Annotated in this window: 19 protein-coding genes, 2 pseudogenes and 1 riboswitch; of the genes and pseudogenes, 9 read left to right on the top strand and 12 right to left on the bottom strand. The window is 67.4% G+C overall.

From position 1 onward, the window contains the following. Positions 1-21 precede the first annotated feature (21 nt). Positions 22-155, bottom strand: a riboswitch (glycine riboswitch). Positions 156-481: 326 nt separating this feature from the next. Beyond that, positions 482-1,996, top strand: a complete 1,515-nt coding sequence (cycA, locus tag OL239_RS01955) for a D-serine/D-alanine/glycine transporter (protein ID WP_268910511.1) — start codon at positions 482-484, stop codon at positions 1,994-1,996. A gap of 38 nt (positions 1,997-2,034) precedes the next feature. On the opposite strand, the gene OL239_RS01950 is transcribed toward cycA, so the two are convergent. The 5 genes from OL239_RS01950 to OL239_RS01930 all read right to left on the bottom strand — a co-directional run bounded on the left by OL239_RS01950 (position 2,035) and on the right by OL239_RS01930 (position 4,253). Further along, positions 2,035-2,634 (bottom strand): hypothetical protein, encoded by a 600-nt coding sequence (locus OL239_RS01950; protein WP_268910510.1) that lies wholly within the window; start codon positions 2,632-2,634, stop codon positions 2,035-2,037. Between the two features lie 28 nt (positions 2,635-2,662). Further along, positions 2,663-3,229, bottom strand: a complete 567-nt coding sequence (locus tag OL239_RS01945; protein ID WP_268910509.1) for a DUF6286 domain-containing protein — start codon at positions 3,227-3,229, stop codon at positions 2,663-2,665. Next, a complete protein-coding gene (locus OL239_RS01940; RefSeq protein WP_268910508.1) occupies positions 3,226-3,645 on the bottom strand; it encodes an Asp23/Gls24 family envelope stress response protein in 420 nt (139 codons plus the stop codon). Before OL239_RS01940 ends, OL239_RS01945 begins: the two co-directional genes overlap by 4 nt. Then, positions 3,642-3,821, bottom strand: coding sequence for a hypothetical protein (locus tag OL239_RS01935; RefSeq protein WP_268910507.1), 180 nt, complete (start codon positions 3,819-3,821; stop codon positions 3,642-3,644). The genes OL239_RS01940 and OL239_RS01935 overlap by 4 nt, the downstream gene beginning before the upstream one ends. A 63-nt stretch (positions 3,822-3,884) precedes the next feature. Continuing rightward, positions 3,885-4,253 (bottom strand): Asp23/Gls24 family envelope stress response protein, encoded by a 369-nt coding sequence (locus OL239_RS01930; protein WP_268910506.1) that lies wholly within the window; start codon positions 4,251-4,253, stop codon positions 3,885-3,887. Between the two features lie 396 nt (positions 4,254-4,649). On the opposite strand from OL239_RS01930, the gene OL239_RS01925 reads away from it, so the two are divergent. From OL239_RS01925 to aceB, 4 genes are all read left to right on the top strand, one after another. Then, positions 4,650-5,285 (top strand): RNA polymerase sigma factor, encoded by a 636-nt coding sequence (locus tag OL239_RS01925; protein ID WP_268910505.1) that lies wholly within the window; start codon positions 4,650-4,652, stop codon positions 5,283-5,285. Next, the gene (locus tag OL239_RS01920; protein WP_268910504.1) at positions 5,276-5,836 is read left to right on the top strand and encodes a hypothetical protein; all 561 of its coding nucleotides are present in this window, start codon (positions 5,276-5,278) and stop codon (positions 5,834-5,836) included. The genes OL239_RS01925 and OL239_RS01920 overlap by 10 nt, the downstream gene beginning before the upstream one ends. Before the next feature lie 40 nt (positions 5,837-5,876). Next, positions 5,877-6,521, top strand: a complete 645-nt coding sequence (locus tag OL239_RS01915) for a hypothetical protein (protein ID WP_268910503.1) — start codon at positions 5,877-5,879, stop codon at positions 6,519-6,521. A gap of 95 nt (positions 6,522-6,616) precedes the next feature. After that, the gene (gene aceB / locus OL239_RS01910; RefSeq protein ID WP_268910502.1) at positions 6,617-8,215 is read left to right on the top strand and encodes a malate synthase A; all 1,599 of its coding nucleotides are present in this window, start codon (positions 6,617-6,619) and stop codon (positions 8,213-8,215) included. Here the strand turns inward: aceB and OL239_RS01905 are convergent. Then, entirely contained in the window at positions 8,205-9,302 is a 1,098-nt protein-coding gene (locus OL239_RS01905; protein ID WP_268910501.1) for an alpha/beta hydrolase, read from the bottom strand. The two genes, aceB and OL239_RS01905, sit on opposite strands and share 11 nt — an antisense overlap. 155 nt (positions 9,303-9,457) lie before the next feature. Here OL239_RS01905 and OL239_RS01900 point away from each other — a divergent pair, with 155 nt between their 5' ends. The 3 genes and pseudogenes from OL239_RS01900 (at position 9,458) to OL239_RS01890 (ending at position 11,848) form a co-directional block, all read left to right on the top strand. Beyond that, positions 9,458-9,937, top strand: a complete 480-nt coding sequence (locus OL239_RS01900; protein ID WP_268910500.1) for a helix-turn-helix domain-containing protein — start codon at positions 9,458-9,460, stop codon at positions 9,935-9,937. Positions 9,938-10,028: 91 nt separating this feature from the next. Then, positions 10,029-11,145 (top strand): annotated as a pseudogene (ald, locus tag OL239_RS01895) (alanine dehydrogenase). Between the two features lie 286 nt (positions 11,146-11,431). After that, on the top strand, positions 11,432-11,848 hold the full coding sequence (locus OL239_RS01890) for a hypothetical protein (protein WP_268910499.1): 417 nt from the start codon (positions 11,432-11,434) through the stop codon (positions 11,846-11,848). 80 nt (positions 11,849-11,928) lie between these two features. Here the strand turns inward: OL239_RS01890 and OL239_RS01885 are convergent. From OL239_RS01885 to OL239_RS01875, 3 genes and pseudogenes are all read right to left on the bottom strand, one after another. After that, a pseudogene (locus OL239_RS01885) lies at positions 11,929-14,147 on the bottom strand (catalase). 96 nt (positions 14,148-14,243) lie between these two features. After that, complete coding sequence (locus OL239_RS01880; protein ID WP_268910498.1) at positions 14,244-14,384, bottom strand: hypothetical protein; 141 nt, start codon at positions 14,382-14,384, stop codon at positions 14,244-14,246. 124 nt (positions 14,385-14,508) lie between these two features. Further along, positions 14,509-14,847, bottom strand: a complete 339-nt coding sequence (locus tag OL239_RS01875; RefSeq protein ID WP_268910497.1) for a TetR/AcrR family transcriptional regulator — start codon at positions 14,845-14,847, stop codon at positions 14,509-14,511. Positions 14,848-14,949: 102 nt separating this feature from the next. Here OL239_RS01875 and OL239_RS01870 point away from each other — a divergent pair, with 102 nt between their 5' ends. Beyond that, the gene (locus OL239_RS01870; protein ID WP_268910496.1) at positions 14,950-15,510 is read left to right on the top strand and encodes an NADPH-dependent FMN reductase; all 561 of its coding nucleotides are present in this window, start codon (positions 14,950-14,952) and stop codon (positions 15,508-15,510) included. A gap of 81 nt (positions 15,511-15,591) precedes the next feature. On the opposite strand, the gene OL239_RS01865 is transcribed toward OL239_RS01870, so the two are convergent. From OL239_RS01865 to OL239_RS01855, 3 genes are read right to left on the bottom strand one after another with little or no spacing between them, the layout of a single operon-like run. Continuing rightward, positions 15,592-15,783: a hypothetical protein gene (locus OL239_RS01865; protein ID WP_268910495.1), complete on the bottom strand. Its 192-nt coding sequence runs from the start codon at positions 15,781-15,783 to the stop codon at positions 15,592-15,594. 37 nt (positions 15,784-15,820) lie between these two features. Further along, entirely contained in the window at positions 15,821-16,405 is a 585-nt protein-coding gene (locus OL239_RS01860; RefSeq protein WP_268910494.1) for a lantibiotic dehydratase C-terminal domain-containing protein, read from the bottom strand. A 32-nt stretch (positions 16,406-16,437) separates the two neighbouring features. Continuing rightward, a complete protein-coding gene (locus tag OL239_RS01855) occupies positions 16,438-16,779 on the bottom strand; it encodes a lantibiotic dehydratase C-terminal domain-containing protein (RefSeq protein ID WP_268910493.1) in 342 nt (113 codons plus the stop codon). Between the last annotated feature and the right edge of the window lie 376 nt (positions 16,780-17,155).

Here is a 17,155-nt window from a genome sequence, read left to right as displayed (position 1 = left end):
CCAGCTGCTTTCCAGAGTTGCCTCGCTGTGGCGGTACAGGGGCCTGAGAGATTCCCGGGGAGGGTTTGCTCCTACGGCGCCCGCCGGTGCAGCGGTGTTGCTGCAGGTGCAGCCGTCTCCGGCTGCTGTTCGCGGGACTCTCCCGCCACGGCTGATAAAGGCATATTCAGTTGTGTATTTCCACCTGGAACCCTACCCTGCGGCAGGGGCCCCATCAAGAGAATGACGGTGGCCGCTCCTTCTTTGACGTCTTCCTTTGACGTCTTCTTCGCCGGGAACGGAGCCTGCGCGCAGCAGGCCGGAATCTGCCCGCAGTACCGGATTTCCGCGCAGGCCGCCAAATTGACATCATCCTCGCCCCGCTTCCAAACTTGATTGTCGGCGGTGGCGCCCACACCTCAGGTGAACTCTCGCAGAGATGCCCGTTCCGTCTGCGCGCGGCGTCACGTGCGCCGGCTGGTGCCTACTGAGAAAGAGCCCAATGTCCGACCGATTGACCAGCCCCTCCCCCGCACCGTCCCCCGTGCCATCCTCCGGTTCTTCCCCCGGAGAGGCGCCGTCCCCGGGGTCCCCGAGTTCCTCCGAGCCGGAGCTCTCCCGCTCACTCTCCAACCGCCACATCCAGCTCCTGGCGATTGGCGGCGCGATCGGCACCGGCCTGTTCATGGGTTCGGGAAAAACCATTTCCGTGGCGGGGCCGTCGGTGATCTTCGTCTACATGATCATCGGCTTCATGCTGTTCTTCGTCATGCGGGCGATGGGCGAACTCCTGCTCTCGAACCTGAAGTACAAGTCCTTCACCGACTTCTCCGCGGACCTGCTCGGCCCGTGGGCGGGATTCTTCACCGGATGGACATATTGGTTCTGCTGGGTGGTCACCGGCATAGCGGATGTGGTGGCCATATCCCACTACGTCACGTTCTGGTGGGCCGACGCTCCGCTCTGGATACCGGCGCTGGCCTGCATCCTGGTGCTCCTGGTCCTGAACCTGCCCAGCGTGAAGGCCTTCGGCGAGACCGAGTTCTGGTTTGCCCTGATCAAGATCCTGGCCATCGTGACCCTCATCGTGGTGGGCCTGGTCATGATCTTCACCCGCTTTGAATCCGGAGGCAATGTTGCCGGATTCGACAACCTGTGGGCGCACGGCGGGCTGTTCCCCACCGGCCCGATGGGCTTTGTCGCCGGTTTCCAGATCGCCGTTTTCGCGTTCGTGGGCATTGAACTTGTGGGAACCGCGGCCGCCGAAACGAAGGATCCGGAAAAGAACCTCCCCCGGGCCATCAACTCCATTCCGCTGCGCATCATGCTCTTCTACGTAGGCGCACTGGTGGTGCTGATTTCCGTGGTTCCCTGGGACAGGTTCAGTGCTGACGAGAGCCCGTTCGTGGGCATGTTCACCCTCGCCGGGCTGGGTGCCGCAGCCGCCGTCGTGAACTTCGTGGTCCTCACTTCCGCTGCCTCGTCCGCGAATTCCGGGATTTATTCCACGTCACGCATGGTTTTCGGTTTGGCGCACGACGGCGACGCCCCCAAGGCGTTTGGCCGCCTGTCCCGCCGCAGGGTGCCGCAGAACGCCCTGTTCTTCTCCTGCACCTTCCTGCTGGCCGGCGTGGTGCTGCTGTACGCCGGCGAATCCGTCAGTGCCGCTTTCACCCTCGTCAGCACCATTTCGGCGCTGTGCTTCATGTTCGTCTGGACCATCATCCTGGTGAGCTACCTGGTGTACCGGCGCCGCCGTCCGCAGCTCCACGAACAGTCCGCCTTCAAGATGCCCGGGGGCGTGGTGATGGCCTACGTGGTACTGGCGTTCTTTGGGTTCCTGCTCTGGGCGCTGACCACGCAGCCCGACACCCTGCAGGCGCTGGTGGTCACCCCCGTCTGGTTCGCCCTGCTGGGCGCGGTCTACGCCGTCCTGCGCCGGACGCCCCTGCACCAGGCGCGGGTCGCCGAGCATCGGGCCACCGTGGCTGCGCAGCGTGCGGCGCAGGTCCGCTAACGGCCGGAAGGGGCCATGGGGGTCATGAGGCATGGGGGCTAATAAACCACGGTTCCGGTGGAGCTGACAGTGCTGCCGGCCAAACCCGGCTTGTTGCTGGCTTCAATCTGGATTCCCAGGCTGTGGAGCGGGGTTTCGAGGGCCGACGCGAGATGCGGGGCCACCGTTCCCTGGATCTGGTCCACCACGGCCCTAATGTCGGCCCGCGCGTTCACCGTCACCTTTACGGTCAGGTCCGGTTCGTCGGCGGATCCGCGGAGCAGCGCCGTTGCTCCCACTACCCCGGGAATGTGCTCCGTCTCGTGCTGCACGGCAGCGGCAAGGACGGACGGATCACAGACCGTGATCCCCCGTGCGGCATCCTCCTGCAGCCGGAACGGTCCCGCGGTGAGGCTGCGCGGAATTTGCGCCAGGATCCACCACAGGCCCAGCAGCCCCAGCAGCAGGCCCGCGGCCAGTGCGGCAACCGGAGCGTAGTCCGGTCCGGTGACTGCTTCCGGAGGACCGCTCAGGACAGGGTCCTCCGCCGGCCCCAGGGTTCCGCTGGCCAGCAGCAGGGCCCAAATCCCCGCCGCCAAACACACCAGGCCGAGGATGGCCAGCCAAACACGGTTTGCGGTGCCGGGATGTTGCCGCATGGTGATCCCTTTCGCTGAAGACAGTTGGTTAGCTGCCGGACCGGATGAAGACGGAAACGGCCGGAAGCGGATCCAGCCCCGACGCCTGCAGCCGGGACCGGACACCGTCCGTCACCCAGTGCTGCAGGTCCGCCGTGTCCCGGAGCGGGGTGTTGACCGTCACCCGGATCTCCCGGTCCGACGCCGTGGCCGAAGCGGAGGACACCCCGTCAATGTGTTCGCACGTTGCTGCGGCCAGGCGGGCTGCAGCCCGCCGGGACATGACGGCCTGGCTCTCGCCGGTGACTTCCCGGGTGGGGTCCATATGCAGGGTCAGCGCACGGAACCCGCCCGGAACCAGTGCGGCCAGCAGCAGCACCAGCCCGGCCGCGGCAAGGATGATGCCCGCGGTCCAGCTGCCGGCGCTGTTCCAGCTCAGTGTGGAAAGCCAGGTGGACACTGCGGTGAAGAACGCCGGCCACTGCCCCTGGGTCAGCCGCGCGACCGCCGCCCACACCAGCAGCACCCCCACGGCCAGCAGGACCAGACCGCAGATGACCGCCGGAACGGCACGGCTGGGCCGCGGACGCAGGGCAACGGGCGGGCCGCCGTTCATTGCAGCCTCCGCCGGCCGTCGTCAGACCTGTCGGGCATCAGCCAGGAAACGGTAACGTCGACTTGCCGCACCTCCACTCCCGTCAGTTCCGTGATCCGGTCCGACATCCGCCCCCGCAGCGCATCCGCCGCCTGACGGAGCGGCACCGGATACGGCAGGCCCACCTGGACCTTCAGCGACGCGACATTTCCCGCCAGCTCCACTTCGGTCCGGGGCCGGGCCGAGAGGTCCCCGCGCGCCCCTATCCCCAGGAACCCGCCGGAACTGCCGCCGGCGAACGTTTCATCCTTCACCACCTGCCCGGCGATCTTCTCGAGGACTTTCCGGGACAGGACCGTCGCGCCCCTCTCCCCGACCTCGGTACGGGAACGCCGCGGGCCCGGCGGGCGGGTCTCTTCGATCCCGGGTGCGCTCATCTGCTCGACGCTCTGCCGAACATGGACGCCAGGTCGAGCCTGCCGTCGGCAACCAGCCCCACCAGCATTCCGATCAGGCCGAACAGCACAGCCAGCAGGAAGGCATACCAGCCGCCGAAGGCCAGCACGATTCCCAGGACCAGGCCTACGCCCAAGCACCATTTTGTTGCGGACATGGAGTCCTCCTTTAGTCGGTCGCCGCCGGCGCTTTTCCGGCAGTTTGCTTACTCCCCGCGGCCCTAATCCAGCCGGTCGGACGGCTTGTGTCCCTGGTCCCCGTCCTCGCCGGAGTCGTCGTCCGGCAAGTGCACGTCGGTGACGTTCACGTTGACCTCCAGCACCTCCAGCCCGGTGGCGTTCTCCACCGAGCGGATGACGTTGCGGCGGATGCTCTGGCTGACTTCGACGATCGAAAAGCCGTACTCGACGATGATGCTCACATCCACCGCTGCCTGGCGCTCCCCTTTTTCCACGCTGACACCGTTGCTGACGTTCGTTTGCGAACCGGGAATGCGCTCGGTCATTGAACTAAAGGCCCGGCGCGCCGCGTTGCCCATGGCATAGACCCCCGGCACCTCCCGCGTGGCCATTCCCGCGAGTTTCTGCACCACCGTTTCCTCGATCGTGGTGTCACCGTGCGGGGTGTGCAGGGCCCGGACTTGCGGACCGGCTCCGTGCTGCCGGAGCCGGCTACCGTGCTTGCAGCCACGCTCCCGGTGTTTCCGCCGGCTGAGCTGCCCTGCTGAGCCGACACTGAACCGGGGGCGGTCCTGAGGGTTTCTGGGCATCTGCCATGTCACTCATCTCCTGCTCGGAACGGGCCCTGCGGGGCCGCGTGTGAAGGTTGCGTACGGCGTTAAGGACGCTCCCCGCACCCAAACGTCACGCTGGAGTGCAAACTTCATATTCTCCGGGCGGGCTTGGCATGCGGGAGTTCCATCGGGCCGGGGGCGTCTGCAATATTGGGAACGGGCCGGCGCCCGCCGGACCGGACAGGGGCGCCCATGGCCACGGCCGAATCGCCGGAAGAGTCCGGCTTCCTTCCGCAGTTCCAGATCCCGGTCCGGCCCGGCGCAGCTTCCGCGCCGGCCAGGCTGGATGAGGCCACTATTGTGGCCCGCGCCCAGGACGGGGACCTCTCCGCCTTCGAGCAGCTGGTGGAGCGGTATCAGGGGCGGCTTTTCCGGCTTGCATACCGGATGCTCGATGACCGGGGGGACGCCGAAGATGTTGTGCAGGAGACGCTGACTGCCGGTTGGCGCGCCCTTCCCTCCCTTGACTGCTCCGCTGCCTTTGGAGCCTGGGTGTACCGGACGGCCACAAACCGCTGCCTGGACGTTCTGCGCCGCCGTTCGGCCCATCCGGAGGCCAGCATGGATCCGGCCGGGCTGTGGCCGGTACTGGCGGTGCCGTCCGCGGATCCGCACCGCGCGGCGGAGCTCGCGGCGGAGCTCGAGTGCCTGTCCCGCGCTCTGGCGGCGCTGCCGCCGGGTCAGCGTGCATGCTGGCTGCTGCGTGAACTGCACGGCCGAAGTTATGCGGAGATCGGCACCGCGCTGGGCATCAGCACGGTCACGGTCCGGGGCCGGCTGGCACGCGCCCGGGAGAATCTGGCGGAGGCGATGATCCAATGGCACTAAAGCCCGAGCTGTCCCCTCCGGCCTGCGGACGCACGCTCGCCCGGGTGTGGCAGGACATAGACCGCCCGCCGGACCGGCATACCCTCACGTGTGCGGACTGCCGCCGGGCCCGAAACAGCTTGATGCGGCTGGACGCCGTTACCGAAACACTGCGGGAACACGATTTGAGGCACCCGGCCTTCCGCCCCCCGCCCGGCCTCAAACCGGCCGTTCTGGCGGTGGCCGGCGCGCACGCCCGGGGCGGGGTACAGCTGGCACCTGCAGGCGCCCGGAACGGGGGTGTGGAAATCACCGAAGATGCGCTCACCGCCGTCGTCCGCCGCGCCGCCGACGGCGTGGGCGGCGTCCGTGCCCGCCGCTGCCGCGTGGATCTGGTCCCCGACGCCGGTTTCGGGCTGCGGATCCATCTGCGAACCGCTGTGGCACCGGGCGTGGACATCCGCCGCACCATGGACTTCCTGCGCCGGAACATCCGCGCCGCGGTGGTTGCGTCCGTAGGAATCATCCCGCACACCGTCCATCTCACTGTGGAGGACCTGTACGATGACTGACCTGCGTCCGCCCGTGCCGCCCCGGCGGGGACGGTGAGCAGTGGGATCCTGGCAGAGCGGCTTTTCCCACTGGGTTCCGGCGTGGGCGGCGGTGCGCGGGCTGTCCAGCATCCGTGACGGCGACGCCGTGAAAATGGCGCCCGCCCGCACCACGGACCCTCCCCAGTACGTCGTGACCTGGCCGGGCCGGGACACTCCGCGGGCAGCTGCCGAGGTGTCCGGCCGCCGCGGTTCGCGCCTGACACTCGTTACTGATGACGCCGAAACCGCACAGGAATTTGCCGCGGGACAGGGCCTGGCGCCCCTGTCCCGGCTTGCACTGCTGACCGCGTATCCCTCAGACCTGCCCCAGGTACCCCAGCTTCCCGATGGAGCGGAACTATCGGCGGCTGCGGCCGGGGGCGGCACGGTGGTCGGCATTACGGCCTTCGGGGAGACGGTGGCAGGGGCACGGATGGCCGCGGCGCCCGGGTTCGCCGTCTTCGGGGGCCTCGATATTCGCCGGGCAGATCCCGACCACACCATGGAATCGGCAGTAATCACCGCGCTGGCCGGTGAAGCTGCGGCAACGGAAGTGCCCCTGATCCTCATGCCGGCACTGCCCAAGTCCGTGCCCTGGTACAGCAGGCAGGGCTGGAGCGCGACGGCGGACGTCCTGACCTTCATGCGGGCCGCCGACGCCTGACTTCGCCCTGCGCTGCGCGCACCGCCGGTGTACACTGCCTCCCACTCGGCTGAGCAGCCGGTACCGTCAAATCACGTTCTGCAGGGAGATGCACGATGGCCGTAACAGTAAGCGACATGTCCCCGGCGGCGGGGGCCGCGGAAATCCTCACCCCGGAGGCGCTGGCGTTCGTTGACGAACTGCACCGCCGCTTCCGTGGAACCCGCGACGGGCTCCTGGCGGAACGTGCTGAACGCCGCCGCCGCATTGCAGGCGGTGAAACCCTGGATTTCCTGCCCGCAACGGCCCATATTCGCGCGGGCGAGTGGACCGTGGCGCCCGCCCCGCCTGCCCTGACAGACCGCAGAGTCGAAATGACCGGTCCTGCGGCACCGGCGAAAATGGCCATCAACGCGTTGAATTCCGGCGCCAAAGTGTGGCTGGCGGACCTGGAGGACGCTCTGACTCCCACCTGGCACAACGTCGTGGACGCGCAGGTCAACCTCTACCGGGCGGCGCGCGGCAACCTGTCCTTCACGAGCGGGGACGGTAAGGACTATGCGCTCCGCGGCGACGCCCCGCTGGCAGTAACGGTGGTCCGGCCCAGGGGCTGGCACCTGCCGGAAAAGCACGTGAACGTCGGCGGCGCACCCGCCGTCGGCGCGCTGGTGGATTTCGGCCTCCACTTTTTCTCCAACGCACGGGTCCTGCTGGAGAACGGAGCCGGCCCGTACTATTACCTGCCCAAGCTGGAGAGCCACCTCGAGGCCCGGCTGTGGAACGACATCTTTGCCTTCGCCGAGGAGTACACCGGTGTACCGCAGGGCAGCGTCCGCGCCACTGTGCTGATCGAGACCATTCCTGCCGCCTTTGAAATGGACGAAATACTCTACGAGCTGCGCGGCCGCGCTTCGGGCTTGAACGCCGGACGCTGGGACTACCTGTTCAGCATGATCAAGGTCTTCCGCGACGCCGGCAAGGATTACCTGCTCCCCGACCGGGCCGACGTTGCCATGACGGCACCGTTCATGCGGGCCTACACCGAGCTGCTGGTAAAGACCTGCCACCGGCGCGGGGCGTTTGCCATGGGCGGGATGGCAGCCTTCATTCCGAACCGCAGGGAACCCGAGGCCACCGCCAGGGCGTTCGAAAAGGTCACGGAGGACAAGACCCGCGAGGCCAGGGACGGCTTCGACGGCTCCTGGGTGGCCCACCCGGACATGGTGGATACCTGCCGCGCGGTCTTCGATTCGGTCCTCGGGGATAAGCCCAACCAAGTGGACCGCCGGCGCGGCGACGTCACGGTGACGGCCCCGGATTTGCTGGACGTCAGCACGGCCGGCGGTTCCATCACCGAAGCCGGCCTGCGGTCGAACCTCTACGTGGCAGTGGCCTACACCGCGGTGTGGCTCTCGGGCAACGGCGCAGTCGCCATCCATAATCTGATGGAGGACGCCGCCACCGCCGAGATCTCCCGCTCCCAGGTGTGGCAGCAGGTCCGCAATGCCGTGGTCCTGGAAGACACCGGGGCAACGGTAACGAAGGAACTGGTTGAGCGGCTCCTTGCGGAAGAAACCGAACGCCTGCGCGGCGAGGTGCCCGAAGACACCTTCACCCGCTATTACGCTCCCGCGGGCCGGCTGATCGCTGACATCAGCCTGGCCGAAGAGTACGCCGATTTCCTCACCCTTCCGGCCTACGACCTCATCGACTGAGTGCCGCCGTTCCGTCCCCGCCCTGCAGCCGAGCGGCGGCAGGCAGGTATCCCGCGCTCCACCGGGCGACCGCTTCGTAGGCGCGGCGGCGGACAGGGGCGGCGGAGAGGAAGACATCGTGCAGGGCGTCGGTAATTCGGGCGACTGTCACGGTGTCCCCCAGGGACAGCGCCCGGTGCGCCACCACGTTCACATCCAGCGCGACGTCGGACCGTCCCGCATCCGCCGACCAGCGCGGCTGCAGGTAACTCTTATCCGAGAGCAGCACCAGTACGGGGATCCGCAGGCCAAGCCCGTCCGCCACTATGCCCTGGGCGCGGAAAACCGCGTTCAGAAAAGCAAGGGTCACGGGAAATCCCCGCAGCGGGCGCCACTGCAGGTTATAACTCCATTCCCCGCCGAAGGCTGAGAAAACGGCACGGGAGTAGTTGCCCACATCCACCGGGGGCAGCGGCGCCAGCGGCCGGCGCTGCGCTTCCAGCCCGATCAGCGGCGAGATGACCCGGCGGCCCAGCCCGGTGGCCTGGAATTCGAGCCAGGGGCTGTTGAGCACCAGTGCGGAGGCAGCAGCGGGATGCCGGGCGGCCCACAGGCTCAGCGTCAGTCCGCCCGTGGAGTGGCCCAGAAGAACCAGGTTCCGCCCGGCCGGGACAGGCCCGGAACCGCCCGGCGGCCCGGACTCCGCCGAAGCGGCGCCCGGCTGCAGGCCCGGCACGGGATCCGGCTGCCCCATGGCGGCGAGCGCCGAGGCTATGTCGTCGTCGTATTCCGCAAGATCCGTGACGTAACCCGGGCTTTGCCCCGGCCGCAGGCTGCGTCCGTAGTTGTGCAGGTCCAGGGCGTAAAACCGGGCGCCGCGGCCCGCCCAGTACTCGGCGAGTTCCCGCTGAAAGAAATAATCCGACCAGCCGTGCACATAGAGCACGTCCGCCGTGGTGTCGCCCGGTCCGGCCGAAGGGGTGTAACGGACCAGCGTGGCCGGGGCACCTCCATGGAGGTCGAGGGTCAGCTGCTGGTATCCCGCTCCCAGGATGTCCGGCCGCCAGGAACCGGAACGCCCGCCGGAGGGCAGACCTGCATCTGGCACGGGAGTTCCCTTCGGGGCGGACTGCTGAGCCCGGACACTCCGGACGCTACCGTCCATGCTTCCGTGCGGCGGATGCCCGGTCAACGCGGCGGCTGCGGGACGCACTGCCGCCGCCGCATGCATCCGGATCCGCGGATCTTTGGCAAGATGGCAGCATGACCCAGAGCCCCCGCCACACCCCTGCTCTTCCGGCCCAGGAAGTCCGGGCCCTTGCCCGTGCCCTCTCCGCCGGGGATGTCACTGTTTTCGTGGACGGAACCGCGCTCCGCCTGCCGTCCGCTGCACGCGACGCCGTGCTCGATGTGCTGGCCCGCCTGGGCCGCGGCGAGTCCGTCTCGGTGTCCTCGGGCACCGGCTCCCCGTCCGGCGCCGGTGCCTCCTCCGGAGTTGGCTCCTCCGCCGGCGTCCCACCGGCTAACCGCGAACCAACCGCCCGAAACGGCTCGAACGTTCCCCTGCTGACTACGTCACAGGCCGCAGCCGCTGCCGGGATTTCCCACACCTACCTGCGGAACCTGACCGATGCCGGCGTCATTCCCGTCGAATACCGGGGCACGCACCGCCGTATCCGCCTTTCCGATGTGGAGGCGTGGCTGGAAGAGCAGCAGGCCAAGTCCGCCCGGCAGCAGGGGTAACCGGCCGGGCGGCAGTGACCGCCGCCACTCCCCTATGCTGGGGGACCCCGGCGGAGACCCCGCCGTACCTGCGATTGTTTTGGAGCCAGCTGTGATCATCGGTATCCCCAAGGAAATCAAGAACAACGAATTTCGCGTTGCCATCACCGCTTCCGGAGTCCATGAGTTCACGACCCGCGGGCACACCGTGCTCATTGAGTCCGGCGCCGGCATCGGATCCGGTATCAGCGATGCCGAATATGCTGCCGCGGGTGCCCGTATCCTCGGGTCCGCCGAAGACGTCTGGACCGAGGCCACGCTCATCCTGAAGGTCAAGGAACCCGTCCCTTCCGAATACCGTTTCTTCCGGCCGGACCTGGTGCTCTTCACCTACCTGCATCTGGCTGCAGCGCCGGAGCTTACCAGGGCCCTAATGGACTCCGGCATGACGGCCATCGCCTACGAAACAGTGCAGGAGGGGCGCACGCTGCCGCTGTTGGCGCCCATGTCGGAGGTCGCCGGCAGGCTGTCCGTGCAGGTGGGTGCCCAGTGCATGACCTCCCTGCCGGAGGCCCCGGGCTGCTGCTTGGCGGTGTCCCCGGTGTTCGCCCGGCAAAGGTCGTGGTACTCGGGGCAGGAGTGGCCGGCACCAATGCGGTGGCGGGGGCAGTCGGATCGCATGCAGATGTTGCCGTCCTCGACATCAACATCGACCGGCTGCGCCAACTGGATGCCCAATACGCCGGCCGCATTCGTACGGTGGCCTCGAATGCTTTCGAGATCGAGCGAGCCCTGCTCGATGCGGATCTGGTGATCGGCTCGGTGCTGGTCCCCGGCGCCCGCGCACCCAAACTGGTCAGCAACGAAATGGTGTCCCGGATGAAGCACGGCAGCGTCCTGGTGGATATCGCCGTCGACCAGGGCGGATGCTTCGAAGACACCCGCCCCACCACGCACCAGGACCCAACCTTCCGGGTCCACGGGTCTCTGTTCTACTGCGTGGCCAACATGCCCGGCGCGGTCCCGAACACCTCCACGTATGCGCTGACGAACGTTACCCTTCCGTACGCCGCCGCACTGGCGGACCGGGGGTCCACGCCGCCCTTTCGTCGTCGGCAGCGCTGGCGCGCGGCCTGAACATCGCCGGCGGCAAAGTTGCGCACCCCTCCGTGTCCCAGGCCCACGGGCTGGAACTGACCGGGGACTGGACGGAGCTGGTGCCCGCATAGGATCCGCGCCGGCGCCAAATTGTCCGGACAGCCGTTCGATCATAGGATAGGAACTCACGGTCAAGACGCGGCCATGGCACTGCGAAGCACAAGCAGAGGACAACCATGGATCCCGCAGTACACCGCCCCGTCTGCCATCAATGCGGCGTTGACGATTATCTTATTTTCGAGTTTTTTACCCCGGCGCTGAACGGCGCGCCCGGCACCGTAAGCTACACCTGTTCCGCGTGTGATTCCTTCGCCGGCCACGAGGTTCCCTCCGGCTGGACCCCGCCGGGCTGGCACCATGAGTCCTGAGCAGGAACCCGACAGCCCCGGCTACGCTCCGCGGCTGTTGGCCGCCGCAGCTTTCGTCACCCAACGGGCCACCGAGGAATCCCTGACCGAGCTCCGGCTCACCCAGGAGCGCAGCACGGTACTGGGTGTCCTCGCTTCCGGGTCTGCTGATGAAGCGGCGCTGGCAGAAATGTCCGGGCTGGCGCCCGGCTGCGTCCACGAGTGCGTGCAGGCCCTGCAATGCTGCGGGTACGCCGCCCGCGGGCCCAAAGGCCGGTGGGCCATCACCGCCGCCGGCACCCGGATCCGCGGACAGGTCGAACAGGCAGAAGCCCGCCTGCTGGCCGGCGCAACCGACGACGGCCTGCGCCGGGAGCTTTCCGCCCTGATCCGGGCGCTGACGCCCGGTGAAGCCGGGGCCGCCTAGGCGTTTCCAGCCGGGTGCAATCAGGGGAGGCCCGGTGGAATTTACCACCGGGCCTCCCCTGCTTCGTCACCGCCTGCGTATTAGGCGGCAGCCGTCGGGAAACGTTCCCAGACACGGTGTGCGGCCAGCAGGCCGGTGACGCCGGCCGTCACGTCCGCGGCACTTCCCACGACTACGCCCGGCGCGTCGGCCGGCAGGCCGGCTGCCTGCAGGACAGCGGCGCCGTCGCCCCAGGCGCCGATCGCCTTGGCGTGGCGGAAGGCCTCGGCGAGCAGGAGCGTGACGCGCGGGTCGAGCGAGGGGTGCCCCTCGGGGTTGCCTGCCTTGGCGTCGAGGCTGTCGACGGCATCCGTAGCCGCAGCGCCGGAGGCGGCCACGACCACCGCGTCGAACTCGGTGGAGCGGGCCGTGAGATAGGTCCGCTGGATGGTTACCTGGCCGCCCAGCTTGCCTCCGTGCGGTGCCACAACCAGCGGCACCATGCCCTCGGCGTCGATCGCGGACAGGACCCCGGTGAGCGCCGCCAGGTCGGTGGCTTCGTCGGCCACCACGCCGACGATACGGCCAGCTACCGGCCAGGCACCGCCGAGCTGGCTCAGCGCCGGGCTCGGTTCGGTGTCTTCGACGGCGACAGTGGGGGCCGGTGCTTCCAGGCCCAGGCCCGTTGCCACCTCTGCGGCAAGCCGCTCGTCGATATTGGCCAGGGACTGCAGCTGGCGCAGCCGGATGTTCTCCTCATAGCACTTGCCCAGTTCGAACGTGTAGGCCTGCACCACATGATCCTGCTCAACCGGCGTCAGGGAGCGGAAGAACATCCGGACCTGACTGAAATGGTCATCAAAGGTGGCCGGGTTCTCGCGCACCTTGCGGGCCGCGGGAACCTCGGCGGGCACATCGATAAACGCCCCCATGTCCGCACCCGCCATGAACGGGCAGCCGCCGTCGAGCGAGTTGGGCTGGTAGGGAGCAGCACCGGAGTGGTCGGCGTCCTGGTGGAACCCGTCGCGAAGCATGTCGTTCACCGGAGCGTGCGGCCGGTTGATCGGAATCTGGCTGAAGTTCGGTCCGCCCAGACGGGTCAGCTGGGTATCGATGTAGGAGAACAGCCGGCCCTGCAGCAGCGGATCGTTGGTGACGTCGATGCCGGGCACGAGGTGGCCGGGATGGAAGGCCACCTGCTCGGTCTCGGCGAAGTAGTTGGTGGGGTTGGCGTTCAGCGTCATGGTGCCGATGATCTGCACCGGGGCCAGCTCTTCCGGCACCAGCTTGGTGGGATCGAGCAGGTCGATGCCCTCGAACATCTCGTCCTCGGTGTCCGGGAAGACCTGAATGCCCAGGTCCCACTGCGGGAACGCACCGGCCTCGATGGCATCGGCGAGATCGCGGCGGTGGAAATCCGGGTCCATGCCGTTGATGATCTGCGCTTCTTCCCAGACCAGGGAGTGCACGCCCTGCCGCGGCTTCCAGTGGAACTTCACCAGTGTGGTCTCACCCTTGGCATTGACCAGGCGGAAGGTATGGACGCCAAAGCCTTCCATGGTGCGGTAGGAGCGCGGGATGCCGCGGTCGGACATGTTCCACATGGTGTGGTGCTGCGCTTCGGTGTGCAGCGAAACGAAGTCCCAAAAGGTGTCGTGGGCGCTCTGGGCCTGCGGGATTTCCCGGTCCGGGTGCGGCTTGCCGGCGTGGATCACGTCGGGGAATTTGATCGCATCCTGGATGAAGAAGACCGGAATGTTGTTGGCGACCAGGTCGTAGTTGCCCTCGTCCGTGTAGAACTTCGTGCTGAAACCGCGGGTGTCACGGACGGTGTCGGCGGAACCGCGGGAGCCCAGGACAGTGGAGAACCGGACAAACACCGGGGTTTCGGTGCCCTTGGCCAGGAACCCGGCACGGGTGACGCCCTCCGCGGCGCCGTTGGCGACAAACACGCCGTGGGCCGCCGCGCCGCGGGCGTGGACGACGCGCTCCGGAATGCGCTCGTGATCGAAATGGGTGATCTTTTCCCGAAGGTGGTGATCCTGCAGCAGTACCGGTCCCCGGGGCCCGCTTTAAGGGAATGATCCGTGTCCTGCAGCCGGACGCCCTGCGCAGTGGTCAGGTACCGCCCGCTCTGGGCGTTGGACGACTTCGGCGCTCCGGTGGGAACACCTGTCGGGGAGACTGTTTCGGGTCCGTCCTGGTCCGGTTTGGGTGGCAACGGTTCGCGCGGCTCAGTGGGCTCGGCGAGCTCCGGCGTTGCCGGGGCCGGCACTCCCGGGATGGACAGGGCGGGTACGGATGCGTTCTTCTCAGACATGTAGCCTCCAACGTTTTCGGGACCAGGGGGCCGCCGGACTGCAGCGGCCATTCCCCTACCCTACTAAATTAGTAAGCCTACTGACACTTCGGGCGCTTATCTCTCACCCGGGCCCGTCACGGCAGTCACCAAACCTTCCCATCCCCTGATGATTCTCTCCAGGGACATTCCCGCCGTCCGGTGCAGATGCAGCAGCAGTCCGGCGTCGAGGAACGCTTCCAACTGGTAGGCCGTCACCTCAGGGTCTTCCACCGCCGGAACGGCGGACAGGAGCATCGTGAGGTGTGCGAGTTCGAGGCGCCGTGCGGGGTGGCGGTGATGCGTGAATCCCCCACGTCTGCGGCACGCCGCAGCTCACCGGTCACCTCCAGCGCCCGGATCCGGGCTTCGCCGAAGGCCCGCAGCCGCTCCAGCGGCGGCGCACCGGCCCCAGCGGGGCGGGCCCCCTCAGGTAACTTTCCTGGAAATCGCGCTGGGCATGGTCAAGGAGTGCCTGCATCAGTCCGGACCGGCTGCCAAAGCGCCGGAAGATTGTGCCCTTCCCCACTCCCGCACGCCGCGCCAGGTCATCCATGGTCAGGGCGTCCGCGCCGTGTTCGGCCACGATTCCGAGTGCTGTGCCCAGCAGCAGACGGCGGTTGCGGGCAGCGTCGAGGCGCTCCTCGCCGCCGTCCCGGCCGTCCAGTGGGCTCACGTGCATGCGCCAGTCTAACCCGCCGGGGAATTTATCCGGACCGTGGTCCGTTTACTGCAGGTAAGACAATCCGTGTCCGTACCGGGCGCGTCCCATAGAGGAGTTTTCTTGAGCACTACAGTACTTACGCTGGTCGGCAGCCTCCGCACCGGCTCGGTAAACCGGCAGCTCGCCGAAACCGCCGCCGCGGCCGCGGGCGACGTCGCCGAGATTGTGATCTTTGACCGCATCGGCCAGATTCCGTTCTACAACGAGGACATCGACGTCGAGGGTTCCGTCCCAGAGGCCGCCGCTGCGCTCCGGAGCGCGGCAGCTGCGGCCGACGCCGTACTGCTGGTCTGCCCGGAATACAACGGCACCATGCCTGCCGTATTGAAGAACGCGATCGACTGGCTCTCCCGCCCCTTCGGCGTCAGCGCCATTTCGGGCACCCCTGCCGCAGTCATCGGTTCTGCCTTTGGCCAGTACGGCGGAGTATGGGCGCACGACGACGCCCGGAAGTCCCTGGGCGTTGCCGGCGCCCGCGTCGTCGAGGATGTCCGACTTTCCATCGGCGGCTCCGTGACGCGCTTCGCCGAAATCCATCCGAAAGATGATGCTGAAGTTGTGGAGCAGCTCCGCGGCGTCATTTCGACCCTCACGGCGGAAGCTGCGCCCTCTGCAGCCTGATTTCCGCACGGGGCAATCAGAAGGGAACGGCTTCACCCGGTGAAGCCGTTCCCTTGCCTGTGGACCCCCCGGGGCGGGCGCCTAATCCCAGAAGCCGCCGGCCCATGCCGCGTCCCGCAGGTAGTCCCTGGCGGGGCCGACGTTCCACACTTCCCCGTGGGACTCGACCATACCCTGGTCCCGGAGGACGTCCACGACATCCTCCGAGCACCCCAGGACTTCCGACAGATCCCTGGAATCCGCCGCCACTACCAGCTCGTCACGATGTGTCACTGCAGATTCCCTTCCTTGAGCGGCCCCACGGGCCGGCCTAGCGCCGGTCCGAGAGTGCTGCTTCGCGTTCAGTGCTCCAGTTCCGGGCGTACAATCCCAAAACCGCTTCTTCCCGGAGCGACAACCCGAGCCGGTTGAGGAGCATGTGCGCCTGGTAGACCGTCAGGTGCTGGGCGCTGCGGCTCAGCCGCACCTTGTCGGCGCGGTACAAATATGTATCGACGGCGCGGAACCAGCGCCGGCGCCAGTTCTCGACGGCGGATTCCGCCGCGGTTGCGGCCATAAGGTGCTGAGTGGGCATGATCTTCGCGGCGACCTGCACTGTCATTGCCTGCCGCACGCTTGCCGCACGCGGGCCAAAGGCAGCCGTACAGCTGCGCAGGTGGCTGTCCCAGTAGTAGTCCCAGGAGATCCGCCGGCGGTCCTGCCAGCTGGCGGAGCGCGGCCCCTTCATCATGCTGCGGGCCGAATCAAAAAGCAGCAGCGAGCCAAGGGCCCACCGGTTCTGGACCTTGGGAAATCGCACCGCGGCCCACGCCCCCAGTTCGGAGGACAGCTCAAAAACCTCTTCGGCAAGTGCGAGTCCTTCCACACCGCCGTATTTCGCCAAGTCGGCTTCCATCCGCAAATTCTGCGGCTCTGTTCCGCCCGGGCTCATGCGGTCGGCCAGCGGTTCGGAAAACTGCTGGACCACGTCCAGGTGTCCAATAACCCCGGGGCCTGGTCCCGCAGCGCTCCAAGCAGGCACTGCAGCTTGTCCAGGAGCTCCGGTTCAGCCAGCACCCGCAGCCGGACATGCGCATTGGCCGGTTCCAGGCACCGGGTGTAGTACCAGCGCCGGCCGCCCTGGGCCTGTGCCTGGGCCGCCAGCGGGGTAACCAGTTCTCCAATGATGCCGTCCGCTACATCGAAGCCGCCGGTGTAAAAGGATAGCGTCCACCACTTCGCGGTCGAGCGGGTTCGCGAGGCGTTTCGAACCGCTGTCAGCTGACTCATGGCGTACATCCCTTCCGGGGGTGTTCCGTGGTTACCGCCGCTGGGCGGGACTTGCTGTATCTCTGATTCCAATTGCTTGGTGTCTTCCCCCGTGAGGGGCGGTTGTTAGATCCAGTCCCAAACCTTGCTGGTCATCTTCATTCCCCTCCTGTGCTGCGGCTGGTCCCAGCCTGTGCGGTTGATTGACTCCGAAAGCTTCCCCCGGCCCGCAAGGCTCCGTCTACCCCTTCCGGTGCCCGGTTCCTGTCATGGCCCGATTCACCCTGGCCGGACTCCGCTGCGCCCGCCGCCCGGGCCGAAAACCCGCGAACTGGCGGAGGTAAGCGGGTTCAGCGGGCGGTCGTTAACAGGATGGCCGCTTATGGCATTAAGCGGT

This window comes from Arthrobacter sp. ATA002 (assembly GCF_026898095.1).
In the GTDB taxonomy this organism is placed as follows: Bacteria; Actinomycetota; Actinomycetes; order Actinomycetales; family Micrococcaceae; genus Arthrobacter_B.
This window is presented reverse-complemented; position numbering and strand designations above follow the sequence as displayed.

What these genes read in the sequence shown, in the direction of transcription:
- cycA (WP_268910511.1), top strand. Translation starts at nt 482, where the DNA reads ATGTCCGACCGATTGACCAGCCCCTCCCCCGCACCGTCCCCCGTGCCA.
- OL239_RS01950 (WP_268910510.1), bottom strand. Translation starts at nt 2,634, where the DNA reads ATGCGGCAACATCCCGGCACCGCAAACCGTGTTTGGCTGGCCATCCTC.
- OL239_RS01945 (WP_268910509.1), bottom strand. Translation starts at nt 3,229, where the DNA reads ATGAACGGCGGCCCGCCCGTTGCCCTGCGTCCGCGGCCCAGCCGTGCC.
- OL239_RS01940 (WP_268910508.1), bottom strand. Translation starts at nt 3,645, where the DNA reads ATGAGCGCACCCGGGATCGAAGAGACCCGCCCGCCGGGCCCGCGGCGT.
- OL239_RS01935 (WP_268910507.1), bottom strand. Translation starts at nt 3,821, where the DNA reads ATGTCCGCAACAAAATGGTGCTTGGGCGTAGGCCTGGTCCTGGGAATC.
- OL239_RS01925 (WP_268910505.1), top strand. Translation starts at nt 4,650, where the DNA reads ATGGCCACGGCCGAATCGCCGGAAGAGTCCGGCTTCCTTCCGCAGTTC.
- OL239_RS01920 (WP_268910504.1), top strand. Translation starts at nt 5,276, where the DNA reads ATGGCACTAAAGCCCGAGCTGTCCCCTCCGGCCTGCGGACGCACGCTC.
- aceB (WP_268910502.1), top strand. Translation starts at nt 6,617, where the DNA reads ATGGCCGTAACAGTAAGCGACATGTCCCCGGCGGCGGGGGCCGCGGAA.
- OL239_RS01900 (WP_268910500.1), top strand. Translation starts at nt 9,458, where the DNA reads ATGACCCAGAGCCCCCGCCACACCCCTGCTCTTCCGGCCCAGGAAGTC.
- OL239_RS01890 (WP_268910499.1), top strand. Translation starts at nt 11,432, where the DNA reads ATGAGTCCTGAGCAGGAACCCGACAGCCCCGGCTACGCTCCGCGGCTG.
- OL239_RS01875 (WP_268910497.1), bottom strand. Translation starts at nt 14,847, where the DNA reads ATGCACGTGAGCCCACTGGACGGCCGGGACGGCGGCGAGGAGCGCCTC.
- OL239_RS01860 (WP_268910494.1), bottom strand. Translation starts at nt 16,405, where the DNA reads ATGGAAGCCGACTTGGCGAAATACGGCGGTGTGGAAGGACTCGCACTT.
- OL239_RS01855 (WP_268910493.1), bottom strand. Translation starts at nt 16,779, where the DNA reads ATGAGTCAGCTGACAGCGGTTCGAAACGCCTCGCGAACCCGCTCGACC.